This is a genomic window from Enterobacteriaceae endosymbiont of Donacia crassipes (assembly GCF_012569785.1).
GTDB lineage: Bacteria > Pseudomonadota > Gammaproteobacteria > Enterobacterales > Enterobacteriaceae.
Genome location: NZ_CP046203.1, coordinates 1 through 6529, shown reverse-complemented (window position 1 = coordinate 6529; position 6529 = coordinate 1). Strand labels below are relative to the sequence as shown.

At 20.7% G+C, this 6529-nt stretch carries 4 protein-coding genes; 2 read left to right on the top strand and 2 right to left on the bottom strand.

Annotated features, from left to right (window positions below):
• Positions 1–645: 645 nt before the first annotated feature.
• Together trfA and GJT95_RS02235 are read left to right on the top strand one after the other, a co-directional pair.
• A complete protein-coding gene (trfA, locus tag GJT95_RS02240; protein ID WP_169786157.1) occupies positions 646–1512 on the top strand; it encodes a plasmid replication initiator TrfA in 867 nt (288 codons plus the stop codon).
• Between the two features lie 129 nt (positions 1513–1641).
• Entirely contained in the window at positions 1642–2307 is a 666-nt protein-coding gene (locus tag GJT95_RS02235; protein WP_169786156.1) for a prephenate dehydratase domain-containing protein, read from the top strand.
• Here GJT95_RS02235 and GJT95_RS02230 read toward each other — a convergent pair.
• Positions 2304–3587 (bottom strand): glycoside hydrolase family 28 protein, encoded by a 1284-nt coding sequence (locus tag GJT95_RS02230; protein WP_169786155.1) that lies wholly within the window; start codon positions 3585–3587, stop codon positions 2304–2306. The genes GJT95_RS02235 and GJT95_RS02230 overlap by 4 nt on opposite strands.
• 86 nt (positions 3588–3673) lie before the next feature.
• Positions 3674–6529: an inverse autotransporter beta domain-containing protein gene (locus GJT95_RS02255; RefSeq protein WP_211080548.1), complete on the bottom strand. Its 2856-nt coding sequence runs from the start codon at positions 6527–6529 to the stop codon at positions 3674–3676.

Sequence of the window (6529 nt, the reverse complement as noted above, 5' to 3'; positions counted from 1 at the left end):
TATAAATTTTTACTTTTACTGAAAATTTTTAACTAACTAACTGTTTAGTAAAATCATTCATATATAACTCTTATAATATACTTTTTTTTTTCTTTTACAAGTTTTTTTTTAGTTTTTAAAAAAGGATTAAAAAAGGATTAAAAAAGGATTAAAAGAATAACTAATTTATTTATTTAAATAACATATATATAGCAAAGCTACTTGCTATCCCGTTTTTTTACTACTTGCTATCCCGTTTTTTACTACTTGCTATCCCGTTTTTACTACTTGCTATCCCGTTTTTACTACTTGCTATCCCGTTTTTACTACTTGCTATTTTTATATTGTTTATGTTAATAAACTACTTTGTAAAAAATTTTAAAATTATTTTGACATATGAAAAAAAATAAGTATAATTAAGTAATGATTTTTAATTTTGGATTTTTATTGAAAACAAAAACAAACTAACTAAAAATGTTTTTTCTTCATATATAAAAATATTTTTTTTGTGTTGTAAGCAATGAAAAAATAATTTTGATTTTTTATAAATTTTAAAAAATATAAATTATTTTATAAAAATTTGTTTAATAAAAAAATTGTTGTTTTAGTATTTTGTGATGTTTAAATATTTGTGTCATTTATGTATGTGTGTTAAGTTTAATTTGCATGTGTAAAAAACAGATTTATAAAAGAATTAATTTACTTATAAAAAAAAGTAATATTTTAAAAAAAGAAAAAAAAGAAAGAGAAAAAAAAAAAGTAAAAATATTTTCATCTTTTTATGCACAAAATAAAAGTATTAACATACAAAATTTTTTTCCAAATATTTCAAAAAATAGAAGAGTGGTTCCTAATGTTATTTTACATAGTTCTTTATTTGGTATTTTAAAAAAAGGGTGTAGAAGATATGAAAGAAATATTTTAAAAACATCTTTAAATGGTTTTTTTATACGTTTTACAGGAGAAAGTTTAGATCAATCAGATTTAGATGTTTGGTTAGAATGTTTATATAGATTTTCACAAGTACCTTTAGGAGAAAAAGTTATTTTTTCATCTTATTCTTTTTTAAAATCTATAGATAAAACAACAGGAAAAAAAGATTATGAATGGTTAAAATCATCTTTAATTAGATTATCTATTTGTAGTATAGAAATTAACTATAAAAATCATTTTTATATAGGTCATTTATTACAAGAATGGTATAGAAATGATAAAACTAAAAAAAATATAATTTTATTAAATAAAAATATAACATCTTTTTTTACAAAATCTATATGGACTATAGTTTCTTTAAAAGAAAGAAAAAAATTAAAAGGAAAACCATTATCTCAATGGATACATTTTTTTTATTGTACTCATAACGTTCCTTTATGTTATAAAGTTACTACTTTAAAAAATTTATGTGGGAGTAAGATTATTATTTTATGGAAATTTAGACAAATTTTAAAAAAATCTTTAAATGAAGTTTCATTAGCTACAGGATGGAATTGTTGGATAGATAAAAATGATATTGTACATGTTATTAAAAAATAATAACATTATACTATGTTATTACAGGATGGAATTGTTGGATAGATAAAAATGATATTGTACATGTTATTAAAAAATAATAACATTATACTATGTTATAGTAACTTAATAAGTTTATAATTAAAAATTAAAATGATTAATATAATTGATAAAAATATTAGTAAAAAAAATATTATTATTAATAATAATAATATTTTCATTAATTATGAAAGTAATTTTTTAAATTCAGATGAAAGTATTGCTTTTTTAGGTCCTTTATATAGTTATTCTCATTTAGCTGTTTTAACTTACATTGATAATTTTTTTATTAATAAAAAAATTATCAATGTAAGTTGTAAAAGTTTTTTTGAAATTTTTTTTTATATTAAACAAGATTTTGTTAAACTAGCAGTAGTTCCTATATATAATAATATAACAGGAGTTATTACAGAAGTATCTAAATTATTAGAAATTAATAGTACTTATTTATATATAAAAAAAAATTTCAAATTACCTGTTAAGCATTGTTTGGTTTCTAATAAAAAAATTTTTTTTAAAAAAATAAAAAAAATTTATAGTCACTCTGAACCATTAAAACAATGTAGTATTTTTATAAAAAAAAATTTATCATGGGAATTAAAATATTGTTCTAGTACTTCTTTTGCTATGCATTTAATTAAAAATTCTTCTTCAAAAGAAAAATTAGCAGCTATTGGCAATGAAACAGCTGCTAACTTTTATAAGTTACATATTTTAAAAAAAAATATATCAAACAAAAAAAATAATAAAACTATTTTTTTAGTTTTAAAAAAACATTAATACAATGTACAATTATCTTTACTAATAATGTAATCAATATTACCATGGATTATAATATGATTTTTAATCCATGAAGATCCATTTTTTACATGAAAATTATCGACAAAAATTTCAATCATATTTTCTTCATTTAATCCATTAAATTTTAATAACCCAGAAGTTAAAATTTCAATGTTTTTAAAAAAAATGTTTTTAAATTGTGGAATACTTTTTTCTTCATTTTCTTTATCATTGTTATAATTAGTATCTAATATAATAGGATTTTTTACATTAAAAATACAAATATTTTCATAATGAATGTTTGTAACTACCCCTCCTTTTGTAATATTACTTTTAATTCTTAACCCATTAGTTGTATTTTTTAACGTTAAATTTTTGATAAGAATATCATTTACCCCACTATTTATTTCACTTCCTATGGACATACCATGTCCATAACCAAAATTATTATTTATAATAGTTATATGTTTTGATACCCCTTTTTTACCAGCTTTAATAGCTATATTATCATCTCCTGTACTAATATTAGAATGTGTAATAGTTATATTTTGAGAAGAAGAGGGGTCTATCCCATCTGTATTACGAGCATCAGCAGGAGTATTTATTTTTACCCCCCAAATAGTTAAACCATTTGTTTGATAAGGTACAACATGAAAATTAGGAGAATTTATTAGATGTAAATTATATATAATTACATTATGACCTGAATTAATATTAATTAAATGAGGATTATTCTGTTTTTTATGACTAATTTTAGCTTCTGTAGCTAATTGCCACCAAGTATATTTTTTATTTTTTAATAACATTCCTCCTTGCCCATCAATATATCCCTCCCCGTATAAACCACTATTTTCACCTTTCAAAATTATAAAAGGATTACATCCTTTACCTATGTCATCTAATGTCCCACATGTTTTATTACCCTTATCATATAAAATAGGGTCGTTAATAGCTGACAAAATAACTGTTTTATTAATTAAGATTCCCCCATATGAGGGGATAATTATAGGTCCAGAATAAAAATGTGTATCACCATTATTAGATGATATTAAACTAACTACTTTATGTTGTTTAGCACAATCTGTAACAGCATCATTAATTTCATTAGTAAAATCTTTATTATCATTAGCTATTAATGTTTTACATATTTTAGGTATTACTGGTTCAGTAATAGAACGTGTATCTTTTGCATATACACAATTATGAAAAAATAAAATTATAATTATAAATATAGTATGAAAAAAAATATTTTTTACATGTCTATAAAATAATATTTTCATTTTGAATTAATTTATATAAAATTAAACATAATATTATTATATATTATTTTTTTGATCAAAAATTGTTTTTGATCAAAAAAAATAAACTATTTATTTCTTCTTTGAATACAAAAAACAGTAAAAATATTACTAATAATTCCTTTATCAATTTTTTCACTTAAAAAATCAATATAAAAATGTAAAGGATCACGAAAATACATATTAATTATAGGAGTAGAAGTCCATACATAACTAAATTTATCTACAATAGGCCAGCCATAATTACTAAGTAAATCATCACCTGGGTGAGCATAATAAAAATTTAATAATTCATCTTTATCAGGTAATCTCCCATTTATTGTTTTACAATACTCTTCTCCATTATACCAAGTAAATTTTGACCAATCTTCATTTAAATAATGATGTACTTGATCTCCTGTACGTTCAGAAAATAAAGCTGGTCTATTAAATTTTAATCCATTAACATACAAAGAATCAGTCATATGTCCATACATTCTAGCATATAAATTATCGGGACTAGTAGGTACTGTAAAAACTACAGCAATTTTTTTACTAACATAATCATCTGCACTAATTTTAAGAAAAGTACGTACTCCAATACCATGTGGGTCAGATATTTTAACTTTTAATTCTCCATTTTTATTTGTATAAGAAATAAAATTATCTCCATTATAAGATTTTTGATTTGTTATATCTTCAAAATGAAGTTTACCACTATCTTTTCTAATATATCCTTGTCGATCCATGGCAAGAATATTAGTTATTTTTACCTCAGAAACTTTTACTCCATTTCCATGTTTATCAAATACTTTTATTGATAAATTAATAAATTTATTTACTTTTGTAAAAAGAGTAGAAGGATTTGCTATAACCTGCATATTATCTGTAAAAAGAGAGATTATTTTGAGTGTATCACTAATATCCTTATTAAGGATATCATTAATTTTAACTCTTATTAAAACTGTTCCTGGAGATGTACCTTTAATTATTGCTGTATATGTTCCCTTGGGATTTTCAATAACTTTACTAATTTTTATATTAAAAGTATCAGGAAAATTACCATTATCAACTATAAAACTAATATCTTCTATATTGGTTAATGGTTTGTTATTAACATCTCTAGCTTCAAATGTAATTTTCGCTTTTTCAGAATTAACTAATATAGTTTTAGGAAAAATATTTAAATTTGAAAAATCTTTATTTATTAAAGGAGGAAAAATATTAATCTTAATATAAGATATATCTTTATTTCCTAATAAATCAAGAGCTATAACTTTAATTATATAATTATTATTTCGCTCGTTTTGGGGATCAAAACAAGGTAATTTAATTATATAATTATTATTGATTGATTTAATAGCCCCACCTTTTTGAAAAAAACTATTTTTACTATAAAAATATATATTTTTAATTTTATTTACAGAATTTATTATAACTCCTAAAGAATGTTCACTACCTGGGTATCCTGAAATTTCTTTTTTTGTAAATAGTTTAATTAAAAATTTTTTTCTATATTCTAGAATGATATTATTATTTCTTTTAACAAAATTATATCTATGATCATAAGAAGATGAAAAAATATTATGAATTTTATTATGTAATTGATCATGTAATGAAGTATTTAACTGTAAATTTAAATTACCTCCAAATTGGATACTATTTTCACCATAATTAGTTTGTATTGTTTGGATAACAAAAGAAAAAATTGGTATAGGGGTATAATTTATACTAAATGAATAAATTGAAGGAGAAAATAATTTTTCATGTCTTTCTAAATTAAAATTTTGTTTAAATCCTATATTTCCATAATACTTTGCATAACTTAATTTAAAAATTAATTCTGGTAATTTAAAAAAATATCCTTCTGCATTAATATCCCATCCCATTGCAGGTCTAGAAAAAAATTCATCATCATTAATATCATCTTGATAATGTTTTTTTACATTAAAAAATTCTTGATTTTGGTGCCACCATCTACTTAATCCATAATATGCATTGGTACTTATTTTGAAAAATTCTTTCCAGAGTTCTAAACCTAATCCTATTCTTGTATTATCTAAAGTAAAATCATAATCAAAAAAACTATTGATCCCTAATAAGTAATTATTATCAAATGATAATTTCCTAAACCCAAAACCTAAGTTATTTTGATTTCTATTATCTGTTTTATGTATATTATTTTGTATAAAAAAAATGTAATCTTCTCCCTCTATAAGAGGAAATAATATTCCTAACTCAGAATTATTTAAATTTAAATTTTCGTCTAAATTAATTTTAACTAAAGATTTCCCGTTTAATTTAAATTTTTCAAACAATCTGTTTATAACAGATTGAACTGTATCATTAACTTCTAAATTAAATTTATTTAAAATATTTAATTTAACATTTTTTATAAATGTTTCTTTGTTAGAGAATTTATCTTTTACTGATAAAAATGAATTAAATAAATTTTTTTCATTAAAATTACTATTTTTTTTTATCTCTCTATCTTTATTTTGATAAATGTCAGAGACATAATTATTTTTCCCTGAATAATTATTTTCATAATTTTTTTTTACATTACTCCAATTTATTTCATCTTTACCTAAGGGTTTTGTAAAATAGACGTTTTTTATTACATTAATAGTTTCATTACTTTCGTTTACTAAAAAATAAATATTTTTATCTTTGTAATCTTTGTAAATTTCTAATTTTATTTTTATGTATAAAAATACATAATTTTTTCTCATTTTCTTCAAAAAAGAAATTTGTTGTATAAAGTAACTAATGTTTTTTTTTCTTTCAAAAATAATATTTTGTTTTTTTTTTATATCACTATTTTTACGTAAAATTGTAGCATTACCAATCGATGTAGTAACTATTAAATTTAGCAGTACAGAAAATATTATAATTTTCTGTAGTTTATCTTTCAAAATTGATAAAAATTCTTTTTTTTTTTTCAT

Bases quoted from the DNA above. Each gene is read 5' to 3' on its own strand.
- GJT95_RS02255 (WP_211080548.1), bottom strand. From the start codon at position 6,529: ATGAAAAAAAAAAAAGAATTTTTATCAATTTTGAAAGATAAACTACAG.
- GJT95_RS02235 (WP_169786156.1), top strand. From the start codon at position 1,642: ATGATTAATATAATTGATAAAAATATTAGTAAAAAAAATATTATTATT.
- trfA (WP_169786157.1), top strand. From the start codon at position 646: ATGTGTAAAAAACAGATTTATAAAAGAATTAATTTACTTATAAAAAAA.
- GJT95_RS02230 (WP_169786155.1), bottom strand. From the start codon at position 3,587: ATGAAAATATTATTTTATAGACATGTAAAAAATATTTTTTTTCATACT.